Source organism: Nocardia sp. BMG51109 (assembly GCF_000526215.1).
Classification (GTDB): domain Bacteria; phylum Actinomycetota; class Actinomycetes; order Mycobacteriales; family Mycobacteriaceae; genus Nocardia.
Map to the genome: position 1 here is coordinate 7,026,242 of NZ_JAFQ01000004.1, position 20,770 is coordinate 7,047,011.

Annotated in this window: 18 protein-coding genes; 11 read left to right on the forward strand and 7 right to left on the reverse strand. The window is 70.9% G+C overall.

Going from position 1 to position 20,770, the window contains the following annotated elements; translation table 11 throughout:
- Window positions 1-17: 17 nt before the first annotated feature.
- From mptB to D892_RS0133080, 3 genes are all read left to right on the forward strand, one after another.
- Window positions 18-1,712, forward strand: coding sequence for a polyprenol phosphomannose-dependent alpha 1,6 mannosyltransferase MptB (gene mptB, locus D892_RS0133070; protein WP_156959791.1), 1,695 nt, complete (start codon window positions 18-20; stop codon window positions 1,710-1,712).
- Window positions 1,713-1,775: 63 nt separating this feature from the next.
- Entirely contained in the window at window positions 1,776-2,708 is a 933-nt protein-coding gene (locus D892_RS0133075) for an ABC transporter ATP-binding protein (RefSeq protein WP_024805356.1), read from the forward strand.
- A gap of 67 nt (window positions 2,709-2,775) precedes the next feature.
- Complete coding sequence (locus D892_RS0133080) at window positions 2,776-3,564, forward strand: ABC transporter permease (protein WP_024805357.1); 789 nt, start codon at window positions 2,776-2,778, stop codon at window positions 3,562-3,564.
- Window positions 3,565-3,839: 275 nt separating this feature from the next.
- On the opposite strand, the gene D892_RS0133090 is transcribed toward D892_RS0133080, so the two are convergent.
- From D892_RS0133090 to D892_RS0133100, 3 genes are all read right to left on the reverse strand, one after another.
- The gene (locus D892_RS0133090) at window positions 3,840-5,078 is read right to left on the reverse strand and encodes an MFS transporter (RefSeq protein WP_198037047.1); all 1,239 of its coding nucleotides are present in this window, start codon (window positions 5,076-5,078) and stop codon (window positions 3,840-3,842) included.
- 143 nt (window positions 5,079-5,221) lie between these two features.
- Window positions 5,222-5,782 carry a G/U mismatch-specific DNA glycosylase gene (gene mug / locus D892_RS0133095; RefSeq protein WP_036567645.1) on the reverse strand — a complete coding sequence of 187 codons (561 nt, stop codon included), beginning with the start codon at window positions 5,780-5,782 and terminating at the stop codon, window positions 5,222-5,224.
- A gap of 4 nt (window positions 5,783-5,786) precedes the next feature.
- Complete coding sequence (locus D892_RS0133100; RefSeq protein ID WP_024805361.1) at window positions 5,787-6,005, reverse strand: hypothetical protein; 219 nt, start codon at window positions 6,003-6,005, stop codon at window positions 5,787-5,789.
- Between the two features lie 19 nt (window positions 6,006-6,024).
- On the opposite strand from D892_RS0133100, the gene D892_RS0133105 reads away from it, so the two are divergent.
- Both D892_RS0133105 and D892_RS0133110 read left to right on the forward strand, forming a co-directional pair.
- Window positions 6,025-7,020 carry a heme A synthase gene (locus D892_RS0133105; protein ID WP_036567649.1) on the forward strand — a complete coding sequence of 332 codons (996 nt, stop codon included), beginning with the start codon at window positions 6,025-6,027 and terminating at the stop codon, window positions 7,018-7,020.
- A 346-nt stretch (window positions 7,021-7,366) separates the two neighbouring features.
- Window positions 7,367-7,576, forward strand: coding sequence for a zinc ribbon domain-containing protein (locus tag D892_RS0133110; RefSeq protein WP_024805363.1), 210 nt, complete (start codon window positions 7,367-7,369; stop codon window positions 7,574-7,576).
- A gap of 188 nt (window positions 7,577-7,764) precedes the next feature.
- Here D892_RS0133110 and D892_RS0133115 read toward each other — a convergent pair whose 3' ends face one another.
- Both D892_RS0133115 and D892_RS0133120 read right to left on the reverse strand, forming a co-directional pair.
- Entirely contained in the window at window positions 7,765-8,541 is a 777-nt protein-coding gene (locus D892_RS0133115) for a transporter substrate-binding domain-containing protein (RefSeq protein ID WP_024805364.1), read from the reverse strand.
- Window positions 8,542-8,582: 41 nt separating this feature from the next.
- Window positions 8,583-8,933 carry a hypothetical protein gene (locus tag D892_RS0133120; protein WP_024805365.1) on the reverse strand — a complete coding sequence of 117 codons (351 nt, stop codon included), beginning with the start codon at window positions 8,931-8,933 and terminating at the stop codon, window positions 8,583-8,585.
- Window positions 8,934-9,015: 82 nt separating this feature from the next.
- Between D892_RS0133120 and D892_RS0133125 the strand changes: the two genes are divergently transcribed.
- Window positions 9,016-9,981 carry a quinone oxidoreductase gene (locus D892_RS0133125; RefSeq protein WP_024805366.1) on the forward strand — a complete coding sequence of 322 codons (966 nt, stop codon included), beginning with the start codon at window positions 9,016-9,018 and terminating at the stop codon, window positions 9,979-9,981.
- Between the two features lie 33 nt (window positions 9,982-10,014).
- On the opposite strand, the gene D892_RS0133130 is transcribed toward D892_RS0133125, so the two are convergent.
- The gene (locus tag D892_RS0133130; protein WP_024805367.1) at window positions 10,015-10,635 is read right to left on the reverse strand and encodes a TetR/AcrR family transcriptional regulator; all 621 of its coding nucleotides are present in this window, start codon (window positions 10,633-10,635) and stop codon (window positions 10,015-10,017) included.
- 82 nt (window positions 10,636-10,717) lie between these two features.
- Between D892_RS0133130 and D892_RS0133135 the strand changes: the two genes are divergently transcribed.
- Together D892_RS0133135 and D892_RS0133145 are read left to right on the forward strand one after the other, a co-directional pair.
- Window positions 10,718-12,172, forward strand: a complete 1,455-nt coding sequence (locus tag D892_RS0133135; protein ID WP_024805368.1) for an FAD-dependent monooxygenase — start codon at window positions 10,718-10,720, stop codon at window positions 12,170-12,172.
- A 376-nt stretch (window positions 12,173-12,548) separates the two neighbouring features.
- Entirely contained in the window at window positions 12,549-13,967 is a 1,419-nt protein-coding gene (locus D892_RS0133145; RefSeq protein WP_024805369.1) for a hypothetical protein, read from the forward strand.
- A 521-nt stretch (window positions 13,968-14,488) separates the two neighbouring features.
- Here D892_RS0133145 and D892_RS0133150 read toward each other — a convergent pair.
- On the reverse strand, window positions 14,489-15,475 hold the full coding sequence (locus D892_RS0133150; protein ID WP_024805370.1) for a heme o synthase: 987 nt from the start codon (window positions 15,473-15,475) through the stop codon (window positions 14,489-14,491).
- Between the two features lie 442 nt (window positions 15,476-15,917).
- Between D892_RS0133150 and tkt the strand changes: the two genes are divergently transcribed.
- Genes tkt through zwf form a run of 3 tightly spaced genes read left to right on the forward strand, consistent with a single transcriptional unit; the run spans window position 15,918 to window position 20,766 of the window.
- Entirely contained in the window at window positions 15,918-18,062 is a 2,145-nt protein-coding gene (gene tkt, locus D892_RS0133155; protein WP_024805371.1) for a transketolase, read from the forward strand.
- Window positions 18,063-18,067: 5 nt separating this feature from the next.
- Window positions 18,068-19,198: a transaldolase gene (tal, locus tag D892_RS0133160; RefSeq protein ID WP_024805372.1), complete on the forward strand. Its 1,131-nt coding sequence runs from the start codon at window positions 18,068-18,070 to the stop codon at window positions 19,196-19,198.
- Window positions 19,199-19,203: 5 nt separating this feature from the next.
- On the forward strand, window positions 19,204-20,766 hold the full coding sequence (zwf, locus tag D892_RS0133165) for a glucose-6-phosphate dehydrogenase (RefSeq protein WP_024805373.1): 1,563 nt from the start codon (window positions 19,204-19,206) through the stop codon (window positions 20,764-20,766).
- Window positions 20,767-20,770: the final 4 nt, after the last annotated feature.

The following is a 20,770-nucleotide window of genomic DNA, read 5'->3' on the forward strand; positions in this document are numbered from 1 at the left end:
AACTAGGCTCTTGGTCCGTGGTGGCATTGCGGGGCGCGCGGCGGCGGATCATCGACCTGGGGCGTCGGGCCTTGGGCCTGGACGTCCGGCCCGCCGATCACACCATCGCCGCCCTGCACAGCAACGAGAACGAGGTCCCGGGCCTGAACGCCCGGGAGATGGCGCAATTCACACGGATTCGCTTCCTGGGCGCGACCGGTTCGGTGCTGATGGCGATCAGCGGGCTCGGCGTGGCCGCCCAGCCCGTGCTGGGAAATCCGGTGTCGGGGGTGCGCCTGTTCGGCGGCTTCGCGCGCTGGCAGACCTCGAGCCTCGCGCTCAACATGCTCGGCATCGTGCTGCTGGTGATGGCCTGGCTGCTGCTCGGCCGGTTCTCCGTCGGCGGGCTCGGTGGCGCGCCCGCGCACCGGATCACCCGCTCGCAGCTGGATCGCACGCTGCTGCTGTGGGTCGTTCCGCTGTCCATCACGCCGCCGATGTTCAGCACCGACGTGTATTCCTATCTGGCGCAGAGCGAGATCGCCGCGCGCGGTATGGATCCCTACGTGGTCGGCCCCGGGCCCGGGCTCGGCCTGGACGACATCCTCACCCGGAACGTGCCGACCATCTGGTTGCAGACACCGGCGCCGTACGGGCCGCTGTTCCTGTGGGTCGGGCGCGCGATGGCGCATCTGACCGCCGACAACGTCATCGTCGGGGTGTGGCTGCACCGGCTGCTCGCGGTGGCCGGTGTCGCCCTGATCGTGTGGGCGCTGCCCCGGCTGTCGCGGCGCTGCGGGGTCGCACCGGTCGGCGCGCTCTGGCTCGGCGCCGCCAATCCCCTGGTGCTGCTGCACCTGATCAGCGGCGTGCACAACGACGCGCTGATGCTCGGGCTGATGCTGGCCGGCATGGAGTTCTGCCTGCGGGCCATCGAGAGCAGCCGCCCCCTCGACCGGCGCGCGTGGGCGCTGCTGGTCTTCGGCGCCGTCGTCATCGTGTTGTCCTCGTCGATCAAGTTCACCTCGATCATCGCCCTCGGGTTCGTCGGCATGGCCCTGGCCCGGCGCCTGGGTGTCGGCCTGCGGCCGCTGATCGGCTCCGCGCTGCTGCTGGGGGTGATCGCGATCGGCACGACGCTGTTCGTCAGCTGGGCCAGCGGGCTCGGCTTCGGCTGGACCCACACCCTGAACACCGCCAGCGCGGTGCGCAGCTGGATGTCGCTGCCCACCGCGATCGGCATCATCACCGGATTCGGCGGGGTGCTGCTGGGTTTGGGCGATCACACCACCGCGCTGCTGAGCATCACCCGGCCGATCGCCGGCGCCGTCGCGGCGTTCATCACGTTGCGCATGCTGATCGCCACCTGGACCGGGCGCCTGCATCCCGTTGGCGCGCTGGGTGTTTCGCTCGCGGCGATCGTGCTGCTGTTCCCGGTCGTGCAGGCCTGGTATCTGCTGTGGGCGCTGGTGCCGCTGGCCGCCTGGGCCACCCAGCCCGCGTTCCGCGTTCCGGCCGTGGTGCTCTCGGCGGCGGTCAGCCTGATGCAGATGCCGCGCGGCGGCGACTACGGCGTCTTCCAGATCATCGAGGCCGCCGTCGCCGTCGTCGTCGTGGGCGTCGGGTTCATCGCGCTCACGCGCAACCTGCTGCCGTGGCGGGCACAGCATCCCGACGCCGCCGCGCCGATGGCGCCCGCGGCGGTTCCGCAATCCGTGGGCGGATCGGGCTGATCCGGCCGTGACCACCAGGGTGTTGTCCGGGTCACAGCGACCCTCGGCATACGGTGTGTGTTCGTGACCGCTGCCTCGCAACCGGCCGTCCGCGTCGACGGCGCCGTGAAACGCTTCGGTGAAGTCACGGCGGTCGACGGGATCCGTTTCGATGTGCGGCCCGCCGAGGTGCTGGCGCTGCTCGGGCCCAACGGCGCCGGTAAGACCACCACCGTCGAGATGTGCGAGGGGTTCCTCGCGCCGGACGCGGGCTCGGTGCGGGTGCTGGGCCTGGACCCGATCGCCGATTCGCACCGGCTGCGTCCCCGCATCGGGGTGATGTTGCAGGGGGGCGGCGCCTATCCGGGGTCGCGGGCCGGTGAGATGCTCGACCTCGTCGCCGCCTATTCGGCCGATCCGCTGGATCCGGCGTGGCTGCTGCGCACGCTCGGCCTGCAGGACGCGCGGCGCACCCCGTACCGGCGGCTGTCCGGCGGCCAGCAGCAGCGGCTGGCCCTGGCCTGCGCGCTGGTCGGGCGCCCGGAGATGGTGTTCCTCGACGAGCCGACCGCCGGGATGGACGCCCAGGCCAGGCATCTGGTGTGGGAGCTGATCGACGCGCTGCGCCGCGACGGGGTCGGCATCCTGCTCACCACGCACATGATGGACGAGGCCGAACAGCTCGCCGACCGGCTGGTCATCATCGATCACGGCCGGATCGTGGCCGCCGGCACGCCGGCCGAGGTCACCTCCACCGGCGCGGAGGGGCAGCTGCGCTTCACGGCGCCGCCGAAGCTCCAGCTCGAACTGCTGAGAACGGCGCTGCCGGAAGGGTTCTCGCCGTGCGAGACCGCGCCGGGCGCCTATCTGCTGGAGGGCGACATCACGCCGCAGGTGCTGGCCACGGTGACGGCGTGGTGCGCGCGGATCGACGTGCTGCCCACCGATATCCGGATCGACCAGCGCCGGCTCGAGGATGTCTTCCTCGAGCTGACCGGACGGGAGCTGCGCGGATGAGCTGTTCGCCGATCCGGCGGAGGGTGCGGCCCGCACCGGCCGGCCGCCGAACGAACGGAGATCCGTCGTGACAACCGAATCCGCCCCCCGGTTCGCGCCGGGGACCTTCGCCCCCGCACCGCACCCGGCCCGCCGCTGGGCCATGCTGGCCGCGCAGACCCGGATGGAGCTGATCCTGTTGCTGCGCAACGGGGAACAGCTGCTGCTGACCATGTTCATCCCGATCGCGCTGCTGGTCGGGTTGTCGTTGCTGCCACTGGGCGACAGCCTCGGCGACCACCGGATCGACCGGGCGGTGCCCGCGGTGATGATGGTGGCGATCATGTCCACCGGATTTACCGGGCAGGCCATCGCGGTCGGGTTCGATCGCCGCTACGGCGCACTGAAACGCCTGGGCGCCACCGCATTACCGCGCTGGGGCATCGTGGGCGGCAAGTGCGCGGCGGTGCTGATCGTCGTGGTGTTGCAGTCGATCCTGCTGGGCGCCATCGGATTCGCGCTCGGCTGGCGGCCGTCGCTCGGCGGCCTGGGGTTCGGCGCCGTCGTGATCGCCCTGGGCACGGCCACCTTCGCCGCCATGGGACTGCTGCTCGGCGGCACCCTGAAGGCCGAAATCGTGCTGGCACTGGCGAATATCCTGTGGTTCGTCATGCTCGGCACCTCGACGCTGGTGTTCGCCGCCGACACCGTGCCCGACTGGCTGAGCCTCCTGGCCCGGCTGATCCCCTCCGGCGCCCTGGCCGAGGCCCTCGAACAGGCGATGGGCCTGAGCGTCGACTGGTACGGGCTCGGCGTCCTCGTGGTCTGGGGTGTCGTGGCCGGCTACCTCGCGGTCCGCTGGTTCCGGTTCCAGTAGGCGGCCCGCAGGCCGGTTGCGCCAGGCGCTTCCGGGGATCGGACAAATTCGTCCCCGCGAGGCACCGGCGGCGACCGTCGCGGCGATACGGCGGCTCGCCCGAGGTCGGCGTGCATGCCGAAACCATGTGACCGCCCGGCACTTCCGCCGGATCCGGGCAGGACACCATCGGGCGGGACCACCACGTCGCCGGTGTTGTTCACGTCCAGCCGCGCCTTCGAGCCGACGCCGTGCCGCCCGCACGGTAGGTCGGCGATGAACGCCGGCAACGACATTCAGGCCCGGACCGAGGCCGGTTCGGCAGCGGCGGCCTTGGCGAGCAGCGGCCGCGAGACCAGGGCGGTGACCGCGGTGACCAGCAGCAAGGCGATGATGTAGATCGAGAACAGCGCCGGGTGGGCGGCGAACTTCTGTTTCAGCGCGGGTGTGGTGCCGCCGAAGAGCGCGCTGGTGATGCTGTACGGCAGGGCCATGACCGTGACGCGGTGGCGGGCCGGCGCCACCATGGCCGTGGCGCCCGTGATGGTGGCGGCGAGCGTGACGACGCCGACCGATCCGAGCACCATGAGCACCCAATACGTCAGCGGCGTCGCCGAATTCAGCAGCACCTGCATCGGCAGCGTCGCCACCGCCAGCACCACCGACGCGCCCGCCACCCAGCGCAGCGGCCCCAGCCGGTCGGCGAGTGCGCCGAAGACGGGCGCCGCCGCCATATAGGCCAGCTGGGCCACCACTCCCGCCCACAGCACCTGACCGTCGGGCAGCTTCAGGACCGTGATCGCGTAACTCGTGGGCGCACTGATCCAGAGGTAATAGGACGCCAGGCTGCCGACCGTCAGCCCGGCGACCGCCAGCCCCGGGACCAGCAGCGCACGCCATTCCCGTCCCCATCGGACCGGTTCCTCGTGCGGATCGCCGTCGCGCGTTTCCGGGATGCCCCGGCGCGCGAGCATGAAGATCAGTGACAGCACGGCGGCGACCAGGAACGGTATGCGCCAGTAGCCGTCGCGCAGCGCGTCCGGCCCGGCCGCCGTCACCAGCCCGGCCACAAGCAGGTTGGCCGTGATGGTGCCGAGGCCGTAGAAGATCGAGTAGACGCTGGTGCCGAGCATGCGCCGCTTCTCGGGCGAGGACTCGAACAGATACGCCTGCGCGACGGCCTGCTCACCGCCGAAGGAGAACCCCAGCACCAGGCGCCACACCAGCAGCAGGACGGGCGCCGCGATCCCGATCGTCTCCCGGCCGGGCGTCAGCGCCATGCCGAGCGTCGCCACCCCGGCCAGGCCGATGGACAGCACGAGGGCCGGGCGGCGGCCGCGCCGGTCCGCCAGCTGCCCGAGGACGACGGCGCCGATCGGGCGGATCAGGAATCCGACCGCGAACAGGCCGAACCCGTACAGCACCGACTGGTGCAGATCACCGCCGAAGAACCGCGGCGAGAAATAGGTCACCAGCAGCGCGTACAGCGACCATTCGTAGGATTCCAGGGCCGCGCCCGCCGAGGACGCGGTCACGCGACGCACCGAACGGGACCGCGAGGCAAGCAGGGCATTCATGATCGGCAATGACTTTAACACCGTTCAAGTTCGGTCGTCGCCTGCAGGTTCCCGTACCGCACGGAATCCGGCCCGCCCCTGGGCCGCACCACGACTCCGGGCTATTCCTCGACCGCTTCGCGGAGCGTGCGGAATTCGGCGGCCAGCGCGTCCAGCGTGTAGTGCGCGTTGAGACCGCTGGGGTTGGGCAGCACCCACACGTCGGTGTCGCCGAGCGCGTCGGGCCGGCGCCCCACCCTGGCCCGCGGACGACCGAACGCGGTGCGGTAGGCGCCCAGGCCGAGCACGGCCAGCACCCGCGGACGGTATCTCCCGACGCGCTCCACCAGCGCACGCCCGCCCTCGCGCAGTTCCTCGGCCGTCAACTCGTCCGCCTTGGCGGTGGTCCGCGCGGCGACATTGGTGATCCCCAGCCCCAACTCCAACAGTTCGTCCTGCTCGTCCGGCCGGAGCTGCCGCGGCGTGAATCCGGACCGGAACAGCGCCGGCCAGAACCGATTCCCGGGCCGCGCGAAGTGATGCCCGGTCGCCCCGGACCACAGCCCGGGATTGATCCCGCAGAACAGCACCCGCAGATCGGCCGCCACCACATCGGTAATCGTCTTCCCCTGCGCGGCATCGAGATCGGCAGGCGTGGGCCGGAACGAAGCGGAACGCACCATCGCCTCAGTCTGCCCGAGCGTCCCCCGCCCCCGACCACGTGGCCCGCTCGATGCGCTGAACGAGGTCGGCGCACTCCACGGGCCGGGCGGTGTCGACGATTACGACCGGAATCAGACCGAACGGTTCGGACCGCGCCGCCCGATCGTCCCAGTCCGCCGCCAATCGCTGCGCGTCGCGGTACGCCGCCGACCGCCGCCGACCGGCGCGGCCGGATCCGGGCACCCACTACACGCTGTAGTTGATGGTCGACTACCATCGGTTCGTGCTGACTCGCGCATTTCTGCGACTGGTTGATCTGCTGCCGCTGCCCTCGCTGCGGGTGCAGCGGATCATCGCGGTCGCGGTCGTCCTGTCCCAGGCCGGTATCTCGGTGACGGGTGCGGTCGTTCGGGTCACCTCGTCGGGGCTCGGGTGCCCGACCTGGCCGCAGTGTTTTCCGGGCAGCTTCACGCCCGTGGCGGTCGCCGAGGTGCCGGTGCTGCATCAGGTCGTGGAGTTCTCCAATCGCCTGCTCACGTTCGCCGTGACGCTGTGCGCCGCCCTGATCGTGCTGGCCGTGGTGCGGGCGCGGCGCCGGCGCGAGGTGATCGGCTACGCGTGGCTGATGCCGGCCGGGACGGTGCTGCAGGCGGTGATCGGCGGCATCACCGTGCTCACCGGACTGCTCTGGTGGACGGTGTCGGTGCATCTGCTGGCGTCGATGCTGATGGTGTGGCTGGCGGTGCTGCTGTTCGCCAAGATCGGCGAACCCGACGACGGCGTCGACGTCGCGCAGGTGCCCGCGCCGCTGCGGTGGCTCACCGCCCTGAGCGCGATCGCGTTGTCCGCCACGCTGATCGCCGGAACGCTGGTCACCGGGGCCGGACCGCACGCGGGCGACAAGAGCATCGAGCGACCGGTGGCCCGGCTCGAGGCGGAGATCGTCTCGCTGGTCCATCTGCACGCCGAGCTGCTCATCGCCTATCTGGCACTGCTGGTCGGTCTCGCGTTCGGCCTGGCCGCCGTCGGCATGACCCGGCCGATCCGGCGGCGCCTGGCGGTCGTGATCGCGCTGGTGTGCGCGCAGGGGCTGGTCGGTATCGTCCAGTACTTCACCGACGTTCCCGCCGCACTGGTGGCCGTGCACGTCGGTGGCGCCGCGGCCTGCACCGCCGCCACCGCCGCGCTGTGGGCGGCCATGCGGCATCGCGAGCAGGTCGCCGCGTCGGCCGAATCCACCGTCGCGCACGCCTCCTGATTCGGCCGCGGCGCGAAAGTTGGCGCGTTCGTACCGGATTTGGCATCTTGCGCCCTTCCGGCGAGCGCCGCGCGGGACCACACTTCGAGGCGGCTGTCACGACCGGGTGAGGTCCGCTCAGCCAGGGGTGGTCTCGCTCGGCCCCGCGGCAACGCCATCCCCCGCGGAGCCCGGCGAGACGCGGGATGGTGCGCGGCGGGTGGACAGCGATGTCGGCCGCGCCCACCCCGGACTTCGCCTCGGCGATCTGCTCCCTCTCCGATTTCGCTGCCGGAGGGAGTATTTCGACCGCGGCCGGCCGGGCCCGCGGATTGTCCTCCCTCCCCCGAACGGTCATAATCCACGCATGCCGACCTACGCGTACCGCTGCCGGGAGTGCGCCGAGACCTTCGAGTTGCGCCGCCCGATGAGCGAATCCGCAGCCCCCGCCGCCTGTCCGGGCGGTCACGCCGACACCGTCAAACTGCTCGACATGATCGGATTGACCGGGGCCGCGAACGCGCCGGCCCCGGCACCCGCCGGCGGATGCTGCGGCGGTGGCTGCTGCGGCGGCTGACACACGAGGACACCGCCCGGGCGCGTCGGCTGTTCCGGCATATCCGCGGCCACCCTGCGCCGTAGGCGCCAGGGGCATCCGGTTGCCCTGCGGCGCTGTCGAGTTCGTCCCGATTACCGTCGGCCGGTATCGCGTGCGGCCGCCCGGTGCCCGCGCCGCGATGCTGCCCGGCACGGACGAGGGCAACCTCAAGCGGTGGCGTGTGGCCCGATCCAGGTGTCGAGCAGGCGGTCCACGCCGCCGGTGGCCAGCTGGGCGGCCAGCCACCCGTTCACCTCGGCCGCCGACACCGGATCGTCGCGGCGCAGCAGGAACACCTTGCCGAAGGAGTCGAACGGCCGGTCCGGATGCAGCACCGTCAGGCCGGGATGGGTGCGCACGCGGTAGCGGCCCTCGACCGAGTCGGTGACGAACACGTCGGCGCGGCCCTGTGCGATCTCGTCGAAGATCGTCACATTGTCCGGCCACAGCGACACCTGCGCGTGCGGAAAGTTGGTGCGGGCGAACTGCTCGTTGGTCCCGCCGCGGTTGACGACCACGCGCACCTCGGGCCGGTCGATCTGCTCGATCGTGGCGAACCGGCCGGCGTCCTCGGTCCGCGTGATCGGCGTCTTACCGTCGGTGCCGTAGGTGATCGAGAAGTCCGAGAATGCCCGCCGCGCCGGCGAATCGGAGATGCCGCCCACGGCGAGATCGCAGTTCAGCGCGGCGAAATCGGCCGGTAGCGACTTCCACGTGGTCGGCACGAATTGGACCGGCCGGCGCAGCACGTCGGCCAGGCCGCGCGCCAGGTCGATATCGACGCCGCGGAATCCGCCGGCGCCGTCACTCACCGAATACGGCGGGTAGTCACCGGTCGTGCAGACCCGCAGCGCGGCCGGATCCTCGGCGTTCGCCGGAACGGCCACGGCGAGAAGGGAAATCACGCCGGCCGCGAGCGCGGCCGCCACCTGTCGAACTCGCATACATCCACTCGTGTTCAGCGCCGGCGCGGGCCGGCGGCGACTCAGCGCTCGTTGCGCGCCTTCGGATACCGCGCCTGGCGCGCGACCCAGCCGGCCATCCGGGCCCAGTGCCCCTTCGCCGGGGTGACGATCGAGGTCAGGTCGCGGTCCCAGTGCTCGGTCTCGGTCACTCCGTCGACGGCCTCCACCAGTGCCTTCGCTGTGGCCAGGGTGTCGACGACGCGATCGCCGAGCACGCCGTCGGAACCGACCAGGGTGATCCGGACACCGGCCCGGCCGATGGGCTGCAACACCGCCGTCGCGGAGCCGCCGTGCGCGGTGACGAACTCCCGCACCGAATTCAGGACGGACGACGGCGGCTTCGAGGGGGCCGCGGTGGCGGTTTCGCTCATGCGCGTGAGTTTACCGTCCGGTAAGTCCGCTCTCTCCGGCCCCGGCGGAATCGGTCACGCGGTGGCGGGGTAGAACCGAGTCATGCGCGCCATCCAGGTTTCCGAGCACGGCGGACCCGAGGTTCTGCGATCCGCCGAGGTGCCCGATCCACCGGTCCAGCCGGGCGGGCTGCTGGTCGAGACGCAGGCGATCGGCATCAACTTCATCGACACCTACATCCGCACCGGAATCTATGCGCAGGACGTGCCCTACGTTCCCGGTTCGGAGGGGTCCGGCGTGGTGACCGCGGTCGGACCGGGCGTCGACGAGTTCGCCGTCGGCGATCGCGTGGCGTGGGCCGCCGCGCCCGGCAGCTACGCCGAGAAGGTGAGCGTTCCCGCCGCCGTCGCGGTCCCGGTTCCGGCCGCGGTAGAACCCGCGGTCGCGGCGTCCGCACTGCTGCAGGGCATGACGGCGCACTATCTCGTGGAGTCGATCTACCAGCCGGAACCGGGCGAGTCCGTTCTCGTGCACGCCGGGGCGGGGGGCGTTGGGCTGATCCTCACCCAGCTGGCCGCCGCGCGCGGCGTCCGGGTGATCACGACCGTCTCCACCGACGAGAAGGAGGCGCTGTCCCGCGAGGCCGGCGCCGCGGAGGTGCTGCGGTACGGCGGCGACCTGGCGTCGCGGGTGCGCGAGCTGACCGACGGCGTCGGCGTAGCCGCGGTCTACGACGGCGTCGGCAAGACCACCTTCGACGCCTCCCTGGACTCCCTGCGCGTCCGCGGCATGCTCGCGCTGTTCGGGGCGGCCAGCGGTCCGGTGCCGCCGGTCGATCCGCAGCGACTCAACGGCGGCGGATCGCTGTTCCTCACCCGCCCGAAGCTCGCCGACTACACCCGCGACCGCGCCGAATTGCGCCGGCGCGCAGGCGATATCTTCGAGGCGATCGCCGCCGGCAAGCTGCGCGTGCGAGTCGGCGCCGAATACCCGCTGGCCGAGGCCCAGCGGGCGCACCGAGATCTGGAGGGCCGCCACACCACGGGATCCATCGTGCTGCTGCCCTGAGCCCGGCGGATTTCCGCCGGACATGCGCCGCGGTCAGTAGTCGCGACCGGTGAGACCGCGGTAGACGAACCGGGTCAGGCCGTCGATCGCCTGCTCGTCGGTCAGGTCGACGGTGCCCTGCTCGACCGCCTCGAGCAGGCCGTGCACGGCCAGGAACATCATGGCCAGGCTGCCGTCGAAGGTGCTCGGCAACCGCAGTCCGGCGGCGGCGAAGCCGTCCAGGTGGTCGATGATCTCGCCGAGCTGCTCGGCGGCGAACCTGCCGGACAGCTCGGCGAACTCGTCGTTGACCAGCGCCGCCTGCTGCACCGCGCGCAGCACCGGCCAGTTGCGGCGGGAGAAGGTCCAGTACTGCTCGACGTGGAAGCGCACGGCATCCGGATCGGTGAAGTCCGGGTTGTGCTCTCGCGTCTCCGCCGCCGAATCCCCCTCCGCCGCGAAGTCGCCCAGCAGCGCCCGCAGCAACTCCTCCTTGCCCGCGAAGTGGTTGTAGAACGATCCCGCCGCCCGGCCCGCCGCCGCGGTGATGTCGGTGATCTTCGTATTCAGGTAGCCGCGCTCGGCGAACAACCGCCGCGCCGCATCCTTGAGCGCCTTCTCGGTCTCCGCCGACCTCTCCTTGCGTCGCCCCGGTTCCGCCCGACCCGTGGCCATCACCACCTCCTTGACAGCGGACCCTATCAACCACAAATATGAATCTACATTCACTGAATATTAGTTCATTTCTGGAGGAAGCGTGTCGTCACCGCAGGTACTCATCGCCGGAGCCGGGCCGACCGGGCTCACCCTCGCCATCGACCTCGCCCGCCGCGGCATCGCGGTCCGCATCGTCGACGCCGCCGCGGAGTTCTTCGCCGGATCCCGCGGCGACGGCATCCAGCCGCGCACGCTCGAGGTGTTCGATGATCTCGGCGTGCTCGCGGCGGTACTCGCCGCCGGAATGCCGCCGGCACCGATGCGGGTGTACCTCGGCGGGCAGTTCGTCGACGAGCGCCGCATGACAGAGGTCAACGAGCCGAGTCCGGCTGTGCCGTACCCGAATCCGTGGGTGCTCGGACAGTCCGGCACCGAGCGGATACTACGTGGGCGCCTGGCGGAATTCGGGGTGCGCGTCGAATTGTCCACGGCACTCGCCGATTTCACCCAGGACGACGGCGGCGTCGGCGCCACGCTCACCCGTCCGGACGGCACCGAGATGGTGCGCGCCGACTATCTGGTGGGCGCCGACGGCGGCCGCAGCACCGTGCGCAAGAAGCTCGCGATTCCCTTCGAGGGCAGCACCGACGGCTCGATCCGGATGCTGCTCGGCGACGTCCGCGTCGACGCGCTCGAGCACGGCTACGGCTACTGGTTCGCCGGGCCGGACGAGCCGATGAACGGAATCGCGTTGACCCCCTTGCCCGGCGGGCGGCTGTTCCAGTTCGCGGCGCCGCTGGCCGAGGACGCCGAGCCGACGCGCGCGGTGCTGCAAGAGTACGTCGATCGCGTCGGCGGGCGCACCGACCTGGTACTCGCCGAACCAGCCTGGTCGACGGTCTGGCGGCCGAACGTCCGTCTGGCGCAGCGCTTCCGGTCCGGGCGGGTCTTCCTTGCCGGCGATGCCGCCCACGTGCATCCGCCGACCGGCGGACAGGGGATGAACACCGGCATCCAGGACGCCTACAACCTCGGCTGGAAACTCGCGGCCGCCTTGCGGAACGACCCGCAGCCCGGTGACGACATCGAGGCACTGCTCGACAGCTACGAGTCCGAGCGGCGCGCGGTCGCCGCCCGGGTGCTCGGCGTCAGTACCGCCCTGCTCGACAAGCACGTCGCGGGTGACGAGGACGCGATGCGCCGCGGGGCCGAGACCCGGCAGCTGGACATCACCTATCGCCTGCCCGGCGCGACCGGCGCGCTGGTCTCCGGCGACCGCGCACCCGACGCTCCCCTGCGGCGGGCCGACGGGACCGAGATCCGCCTGTTCGACCTGTTCCGGGGGCCGCACGCCACACTGTTGTCGTTCGGCGCACCGGCGGCGCCGAGTCCCGAAGGCAGCGCGGCGTTTTCGATCGTCGGACCGGATCGTTCACCGGCCGGCGGCGAGCTCGTCGCGGTCGAGGGGCATGCCTTCGCCGACTACGCCGCCACCACCGGCACCCGGGTGCTCGTACGGCCGGACGGCCATCTGGCCTGGCGTACCGACTCCTGACCCCCGTGAGGCGCATGCGACGGGGCGGAGCGGAATCGGTCGGCCCCGCCGCGATGCCGGCCCGGACCCGGCGGGACGGATCCGGCCGGCGCGGTTCGGCGACAGCCGCGGAACCGGCCGGCCGGTAACGGCCGATCCGGTCGCTCGGTACGCGATGATGCGGGCGGGCGTGTCCGCTGCTACCCGCCCTATCTCGTCCGACCAGGAACGGGCCGGGTGTCAAGACGGGTGACCCGCCCGCATCGGCGTGCGGGGCATGATGGATGATCTGTGCTGCCGCGCAAGCCGATTCGCCCGGTTCGTCGTACCGTCGTACGGTGATCGGACGGCCGCTCGGGCGGCCCGCAGGTGACGCATCGATCAGGGGTTGATCAGGATGTTGGTGAAGGTCCGCAACGACGACCCGTCGCGACTGTCCAGTACCGAGCGGACGGTGGTGAACTGGTTGAAGTCGTGGACCGGCTCGCATGCGCTGTCCGGTATCGCGGTCGTGCAGGCGCAGGGCGCCGATCTCGTCGTGTGGACACCCAAGACGTGCGTGGTGGTCGTGATCAAGGGCTTCACCGAGCGGATCAACGGCCCGCTGACCGTCGCCGACGCCGCGCCGTGGACGATCGAGGGCCGGATCGCGCCGCTCGAGGGGGTGCGGGACGGCACCGAGCCGATGAACGAGGTGCGCACCCGCACCACCGAGATCGAACGGGTGCTGCGCGCGGCGCCCGGCCGCGAACACGTCGCGGTGATGGGCATAGTCCTGGTGATTCCGCAGCTGGGCACGCGGGTCAGCCTGGACAAGAGCACCCTGCCGCCCGGCCTGGACGTGGTGGTCGGCGACGGGCCGTCCTCGCTGCGCGCCTACTTCGCCCGCATCACCGGCACCGATGACGGCACCGGGGTGCCGGGGCCCGCCGCGGCGGGCCCGGACTCCTGGGATGCCGCGCAGGTGAGCCAGGCGCTCGGCGCCCTCGGATTCGCCGCCGCCGCAACCTATTCCGATCTGATCACCGAGGGCTTCCCGTCGCCGCGCGCCGACGGTACCGCGCAACGGCCCGCGGCCGAGCCGGCCCGGGCGGCCGCGCCCGTCGCGCCGATCCCGGCCGCCGCACCGCTGCCACCGGTCTCCCACACCGCCGCGGGCACGCCGCCCCCGCCGACCGCTCCGGTACCACCCCCGGCCCGCGGCCCGGCCCCGATTCCCACTCCGTCCGGCCCGCCGACCGCACCGCCTGCCCAGCCCGCGGGCCGGCGGTCGCGGAACCGTGAATTCTCGTCCTCCGCATCGAGTCACGGACGCAGACAGCCGGAATTCGCCTCGGCCGCACCGGGATACAGTACGCCGCAACGGGAATCCGCCTCCGCCGCACCGGCATACGCGCAGCGCGGCTACGGCGCGGGGCAGCCCTCGTATCCCTCACCCGCGCAGCCGTATTCGGTCCCGTTCGAACCGCGGCCGCCCAAGCCGCCGCGCCGCCGCGGCCGCGGCATCGTCCCGCTCGTGATTCTGGGCATCCTCGTGCTGATCCTGGCCGTCGCCGCCCTGTGCAGCAGGGGCGGTGACGACAAGCCCTCCTCCCCCGCGCCTGTCTCGACCCCGGCCGGATCCACCGCACCGCAGACCGCGGCCCCCGACGTGACGATCCCCTCGGAAACCCCCGCCCCGGCCTGCTACCCGCTCCAGCCCGACTGCCCGGCGGAGGGAGTCGCGCCGGGGCCGTTCGCACCCGAACCCCCCGCCCCGGCCGAACCGGCCCCGGCCGAACCCGCACCGGCCGACCAGTTCGCACCCGCCGAGTAGCCGCGCTCGCCGAACGACCGGCGCCACAGCAGAACCGGCGGTGTCGGCCTCGATCGAACCGCGCCCAGCGGTCTCGTACCCGCGGCGTGACGCGGCGGCAACGCACCGTGGGCCGGCTCACCGGTCCAGCACGCGCTGCTGCCGGGATTCCGGACGCCGCGGCACCCGATGCACCTGCCGTCGGCACAGCCACATCCCTTCGGCACAACGACATCGGTGCACCGAGCACTCCGCACCCACAGGGCGGCCACCGGGCCTGCCCGCGGTCACCGGACAGTCCGTACCCGCCGCGCAGTCAGTACCCTCGAACGACACCGTCTCGAACTGCCAATCGCCGCAACTGAAAACACGGAAGCGGTGAACACTGCCGACCGCCCGTCCGGGCAAGCGGGAACTGCCGACGGACACGGACGATCAGGCGTACCGACCGTCCGTGGGCAATTCGTGCCACGCGGGAGTACCGGCCCGAGCCGGGTGCCGGACCCACCACGACCGAAGTGTTCGGCCCGGCGCCTCGAGCGTCAGCCGAACAGGGTGTGCCCGATGGTGTGCCAACCGAGGACCGAATCGACGGCCAGGCCGCAGAAGACAACGGCGAGATAATTGTTCGACTGCAGGAACAGGCGCAGCGGTTTCACCGATTCACCGCGCCGGACGCCGGCGTAGAGCTGGTGCGCCATCAGCAGGAACCACGCGCCGGCGGCGATCGCCACCGCCGCATACACCACGCCGGTGGCGGGAATCAGGGCCAGCGTCGCGGCGACCGTCAGCCACGTGTAAATGACGATCTGCTTGGTCACGGCCTGCTCGGTGGCGACCACCGGCAGCATCGGCACCCCGGCCGCGCGGTAGTCCTCGCGGTAGCGCATGGCCAGCGCCCAGGTGTGCGGCGGCGTCCAGAAGAAGATCACCAGGAACAGCACGACGGCGGGCCAGCCGATCGTCCCGGTCGCCGCCGACCAGCCGACCAGCGCGGGCATGCACCCGGCCGCGCCGCCCCACACGACGTTCTGCGAGGTGCGGCGCTTCAAACCGAGGGTGTAGACGAAGACGTAGAACAGGATGGTCGCGACGACCAGCAGCCCGGACAGCAGATTCGCCTGCCACCACAGCCACCCGAACGACCCGATGCCCAGCGCGGTGCCGAAGACGAACGCGTTGCGGGTGGGCACCGCGTCGCGCGCCAGCGGCCGCTTCGAGGTCCGCTTCATCACCTTGTCGATATCGGCGTCGGCCACGCAGTTGAGCGTGTTGGCGCTCGCGGCGCCCATCCAGCCGCCGAACAGCGTGGCGAGGATCAGCCGGATGTCGACGTGCCCGCGGTCGGCCAGCAGCATGGTCGGAATGGTCGCGACCAGCAGCAGCTCGATGACGCGCGGCTTGGTCAGCGCGATGTAGGCCAGCACGCGGCGGGCCAGCGCCGACAGCGGACCGGTGCCGGTGACACGATCGGCCAGCGCCGTCGCGGAGGAGCCGTGGGCACCACCCGGCTGTTGCCCAATCCGCACTGTTTCTCCTCGCAGGTGGTGCATCGATCCGGTTCGGGAAACTGCAGCGCGCCGCCCTCGGACCGCATTCCCGGCGGGGCTGGTCCGGGGCGCGGCGCTGCAACTACTACAGGCGATGGTAGACCCAGGACGGTTCCGCACCCGCACCCACCCGCCGCGAACGTGCCGGTGCCGCAGGCCCTGTGCGCGTTCCGTCGAGCACTACAGACACCGGCGACACACCGCGACACGCCGCATTCCGGCCGAACACCACGGGTCACGGTCCGTCGACGGCCACCCGCACCCCCCGAATTCGGTGACGAACCCGTGACACGGGGCCCGTCGTTGCAGGGTTCCCGCATCCCGGATTCGGTCGGCCTCTAGGGTGGGGGTAGATCCAGCCGCAAGCACCCCCGCCGCCGTAAATCGCATAGTTGACGAGAAGGTCAGGAGAACCTCGGTCGTGTCAGTCACAGACGACATCCGCGCCCTCACCCAGCCGAACCACCCGGCCGACTGGACCGATCTGGACACCAGGGCCGTCGACACCATCCGCGTGCTCGCGGCGGATGCGGTGCAGACCGCCGGTAACGGCCATCCGGGCACCGCGATGAGCCTCGCCCCGCTCGCCTACACCCTCTACCAGCGGGTGATGAACTACGACCCCGCCGACCCGGACTGGGTGGGCCGCGACCGCTTCGTGCTGTCCTGCGGGCACTCCAGCCTCACCCAATACATCCAGCTGTATCTGGCGGGCATCGGCCTGGAGCTCGACGACCTGAAGACCCTGCGCAAGTGGGGTTCGCTGACCCCGGGCCACCCGGAGTTCCGGCATACGCCCGGCGTCGAGATCACCACCGGCCCGCTCGGCCAGGGACTGGCGTCGGCGGTCGGCATGGCGATGGCGGCGCGGCGCGAGCGCGGCCTGTTCGATCCGTCCGCCGCGCAGGGTGAGAGCCCGTTCGACCACCATGTCTACGTGATCGCCTCCGACGGTGACATCGAGGAGGGCGTGACCTCCGAGGCGTCGTCGCTGGCCGGTACCCAGCAGCTGGGCAACCTGGTCGTGATCTACGACGACAACAAGATCTCCATCGAGGACGACACCGCCATCGCCCTGAGCGAGGACACCGCCGCGCGCTACCGCTCCTACGGCTGGCACGTGCAGGTGGTCGAGGGCGGCGAGGACGTGGTCGCGATCGAGCAGGCGATCGCCGAGGCGAAGGCGGTGGCCGACAAGCCCTCGTTCATCCTGCTGCGCACCATCATCGGCTACCCGGCCCCGAACAAGATGAACACCGGCGCCGCACACGGCGCCGCGCTGGGCGCCGACGAGGTCGCCGGCACCAAGGAGGCGCTGGGCTTCGACCCCGAGCAGAGCTTCGTGGTCGACGACGCGATCATCGACCACACCCGCCGCAACGCCGCCGACCGCGCCAAGGCCGCCCGCGCCGCCTGGCAGGAGCAGTTCGACGCGTGGGCCCAGGCCAATCCGGACAACAAGGAGCTGTTCGACCGCCTGTGGGCGCGTCGGCTGCCGGACGGCTGGACCGAGGCGCTGCCGTCCTACGAGGTCGACCCCGGTGGCGTCGCCACCCGCAAGGCCACCGGCAAGGTGCTCGCCGCGCTGGCACCGGTGCTGCCCGAATTGTGGGGCGGCTCGGCCGATCTCGCCGAATCCAACAACACCACCATGCCCGGCGTCCCGAGCTTCGGCCCGGAGTCGATCTCGACCGGTATGTGGAAGGCGAACCCGTACGGCCGCACCCTGCACTTCGGCGTCCGCGAGCACGCCATGGGCGCGATCCTCAACGGCATCGCGCTGCACGGCCCCACCCGGCCTTACGGCGGCACCTTCCTGGTGTTCTCCGACTACATGCGCCCGGCCGTGCGGCTGGCCGCGCTGATGCGGGTGCCGGCGGTCTACGTCTGGACGCACGACTCGATCGGCCTGGGCGAGGACGGCCCGACCCATCAGCCGATCGAGCACCTGGCCGCGCTGCGCGCCATCCCGGGCCTGAACGTGGTGCGCCCGGGCGACGCCAACGAGACCGTGCACGCCTGGCGCGCCGTGCTGGAACTGGAGAGCGGCGACCATCGCACGCACTTCTCGGTATCGGAGAAGCCGCATATCGACGGCCCCTCGGCGCTCGCGCTGACCCGCCAGAACGTGCCGGTGCTGGCGGGCACCAGCTACGAGGGCGTGCGCCGCGGCGGCTACGTCCTGGCCGAATCCTCCACCGGCACACCGCAGGTGATCCTGGTCGCTACCGGTTCCGAACTGCAACTCGCGGTCGAGGCCCGGACTACTCTGGAGTCGCAGGGCATCGGCACCCGCGTGGTCTCGATGCCGTGTGTGGAGTGGTTCGACGCGCAGGAGCAGGCCTACCGCGACGAGGTGCTGCCGCCCGCGATCCGCGCCCGCGTCGCCGTCGAGGCCGGGATCTCGATGCCGTGGTACCGGTTCGTCGGCGAGACCGGCGAGATCGTGTCGATCGAGCACTTCGGTGCGTCGGCCGACTACAAGACTCTGTTCCGCGAATTCGGCTTCACCGCCGAGGCAGTCACGCAGGCCGCTCTGCGCTCCGTCGACAAGGTGAAGGGATAAAGCGAATGGCACAGAACGAGAAACTCGCCGCACTGTCCGCAGCGGGAGTGTCGGTGTGGCTCGACGATCTGTCGCGCGACCGCATCCGGTCCGGCAATCTCGCCGAACTCATCGCCACCCGCAGCGTCGTCGGCGTGACCACCAACCCGACCATCTTCCAGGGCGCGCTGAGCAAGGGCCACGCCTACGACGAACAGGTCAGGGAGCTGGCCGCCCGGGGCGCCGACGTGGAGTCGGCGATCCGCACCATCACCACCGACGACGTGCGCGCCGCGTGCGATGTGTTCGCCGAGACCTTCGAGGCGAGCGGCGGGGTGGACGGCCGGGTGTCCATCGAGGTCGATCCGCGGCTGGCCTTCGACAGCGACAAGACGGTCGCGCAGGCGGTCGAACTGTGGAAGATCGTCGACCGGCCGAATCTGTTCATCAAGATCCCCGCGACCGAGGCCGGCCTGCCCGCGATCACCAAGGTGATCACGGAAGGCATCAGCGTGAACGTGACGCTGATCTTCTCGGTGGCCCGCTACCGCAGCGTGATGGGCGCCTACCTGGACGGCCTGCGCAATGCCCGGATCGCCGGACACGACCTGGCCCGGATCCATTCCGTCGCTTCGTTCTTCGTCTCCCGAGTGGACACCGAGATCGACAAGCGGCTGGAGGCGATCGGCACGCCGGAGGCCCTGGAACTGCGCGGCCAGGCGGGAATCGCCAACGCGCGCTTGGCCTACGCCGAATATCAGGACGTCTTCGACGGCGGCAACCACACCTCGACGTTCGCGCACCTGTCCTCGGCCGGGGCCAACCGGCAGCGCCCGCTGTGGGCGTCGACGGGCGTGAAGAACCCGGAGTACTCCGACACGATGTACATCACCGAACTGGTGGCGCCCAATACGGTGAACACGTTGCCGGAGAAGACCCTCGAGGCCTATGCCGACCACGGCGACCAGCGCGGCGACGCGGTGTCCGGCACGGCGGCGCAGGCCCAGGAGGTCTTCGACAGGCTGGCCGCGGTCGGCGTCGATCTCGACGACGTCTTCGTCGTGCTCGAGCGCGAGGGCGTCGAGAAGTTCGAGAAGTCGTGGGAGGACCTGCTCTCCGCGACCGCCGCCGAGCTGCAGAGCACCGGAGGACAATAACCGCGATGGCCGGCGCAGAGACGACGGCCGCGCCGGGGAATCCGCTGCGCGAAGAGCGCGACAAGCGGCTTCCCCGGATCGCGGGCCCGTGCAGCATGGTGATCTTCGGCGTCACCGGAGACCTGTCCCGCAAGAAACTGATGCCGGCCATCTACGATCTCGCCAACCGCGGGCTGCTGCCGCCCGGGTTCGCGCTGGTCGGCTTCGCCCGCCGGGACTACGCCGACGAGGACTTCGCGAACGTCGTGCTGGAGGCGGTGAAACAGCACGCGCGCACGCCCTTCCGCCAGGAGGTCTGGGATCAGCTGTCCGAGGGCATCCGCTTCGTCAAGGGCACCTTCGAGGACGACGCCGCCTTCTCCCAGCTCGCGACCACGCTGAAACAGCTCGACCAGGAGCGCGGCACCGGCGGCAATCACGCGTTCTACCTGTCGATTCCGCCGAACGCGTTTCCCCTTGTGCTGGAACAGCTTTCCCGCACCGGCCTGGCGCAGCCCCCGGATCCGGGTGCGGGACGGCCGAAGCCGTGGCGGCGGGTGGTCATCGAGAAGCCGTTCGGGCACGACCTGGAGAGCGCCCAGGAGCTCAACGCCCTGGTGAACCGGGTGTTCCCCGAGGAGACGGTGTTCCGCATCGATCACTATCTCGGCAAGGAGACGGTGCAGAACCTGCTGGCGCTGCGCTTCGCCAACGAGATGTTCGAGCCGATCTGGAGCGCCAACTTCGTCGACCACGTGCAGATCACGATGGCCGAGGACATCGGATTGGGCGGGCGCGCAGGCTATTACGACGGCATCGGCGCGGCCCGCGATGTCATACAGAACCATCTGCTGCAGCTGCTGGCGCTGACCACGATGGAGGATCCGGTCAACTTCCAGCCCCGGCAGTTGCAGATCGAGAAGCTCAAGGTGCTGTCGGCGACGAAACTCGTCGAGCCGCTGGACGAGACCACCGCCCGCGGCCAGTACACCGAGGGCTGGCAGGGCAGCGAGAAGGTTGCGGGGCTGCTGCAGGAGGAGGGCTTCGACCCCAACTCCCGCACCGAGACCTACGCGGCGATCACCCTGAGCGTCGACACCCGGCGCTGGGCCGGGGTGCCGTTCTACCTGCGCACCGGAAAACGCCTGGGCCGCAGGGTGACCGAGATCGCGGTGCTGTTCAAGCGGGCGCCGCACCTGCCGTTCGACCAGACCATGACCGAGGAGCTGGGCCAGAACGCCCTGGTGATCCGGGTGCAGCCGGACGAGGGCATCACCCTGCGGTTCGGCTCCAAGGTGCCCGGGTCGAGCATGGAGGTCCGCGACGTCAGCATGGACTTCAGCTACGGCGAGTCGTTCACCGAATCCTCGCCGGAGGCCTACGAGCGGTTGATCCTCGACATGCTGCTCGGCGAGCCCTCGCTGTTCCCCGTCAACGAGGAGGTCGAACTGTCCTGGCGCATCCTCGATCCCGTGCTCGAGCACTGGGCCGACGACGGCAAACCCGAACCCTACGAGGCCGGCACGTGGGGCCCCGCGTCGGCCGACGAGATGCTCGCCCGCACCGGGCGGGAATGGCGGCGGCCGTGACTCA

Bases quoted from the DNA above. Each gene is read 5' to 3' on its own strand.
- mug (WP_036567645.1), bottom strand. From the start codon at position 5,782: ATGGTGCGTTCCGCTTCGTTCCGGCCCACGCCTGCCGATCTCGATGCC.
- D892_RS0133105 (WP_036567649.1), top strand. From the start codon at position 6,025: ATGGTCGACTACCATCGGTTCGTGCTGACTCGCGCATTTCTGCGACTG.
- D892_RS0133110 (WP_024805363.1), top strand. From the start codon at position 7,367: ATGCCGACCTACGCGTACCGCTGCCGGGAGTGCGCCGAGACCTTCGAG.
- D892_RS0133115 (WP_024805364.1), bottom strand. From the start codon at position 8,541: ATGCGAGTTCGACAGGTGGCGGCCGCGCTCGCGGCCGGCGTGATTTCC.
- D892_RS0133120 (WP_024805365.1), bottom strand. From the start codon at position 8,933: ATGAGCGAAACCGCCACCGCGGCCCCCTCGAAGCCGCCGTCGTCCGTC.
- D892_RS0133125 (WP_024805366.1), top strand. From the start codon at position 9,016: ATGCGCGCCATCCAGGTTTCCGAGCACGGCGGACCCGAGGTTCTGCGA.
- D892_RS0133130 (WP_024805367.1), bottom strand. From the start codon at position 10,635: ATGGCCACGGGTCGGGCGGAACCGGGGCGACGCAAGGAGAGGTCGGCG.
- D892_RS0133145 (WP_024805369.1), top strand. From the start codon at position 12,549: ATGTTGGTGAAGGTCCGCAACGACGACCCGTCGCGACTGTCCAGTACC.
- tal (WP_024805372.1), top strand. From the start codon at position 18,068: ATGGCACAGAACGAGAAACTCGCCGCACTGTCCGCAGCGGGAGTGTCG.
- zwf (WP_024805373.1), top strand. From the start codon at position 19,204: ATGGCCGGCGCAGAGACGACGGCCGCGCCGGGGAATCCGCTGCGCGAA.